The sequence below is a fragment of the Rhizobium sp. SVR5-9E genome, from assembly GCF_056755095.1.
The window spans coordinates 1-235 of the sequence record NZ_JBNDHS010000754.1 but is presented as its reverse complement, the minus strand read 5'-3'; the positions used below and the strand labels follow the sequence as shown (position 1 = coordinate 235).

Below are 235 nucleotides of genomic sequence, written 5' to 3'. Positions count from 1 at the left end.
GCGGTGCTCCACAGCGTATTACCTGGGAAGGTTCGCAGAACCAAAACGCGGACGTGAGCAGCGACGGTAAATTTATGGTAATGGTCGGCTCCAACGGTGGGCAGCAGCACATTGCCAAACAAGATCTGGTAGCGGGTGGCGTTCAAGTTCTGTCGTCAACGTTCCTGGATGAAACGCCAAGTCTGGCACCTAACGGCACTATGGTAATCTACAGCTCTTCTCAGGGGATGGGATC

1 protein-coding gene is annotated in these 235 nt (G+C 54.0%); it reads left to right on the top strand.

Annotation, left to right across the window (positions count from 1 at the left end; all coding sequences use genetic code 11):
• Positions 1-235: TolB family protein (locus ACPYOJ_RS36850; protein ID WP_481420611.1), on the top strand; the 235-nt coding region annotated here is incomplete at both ends.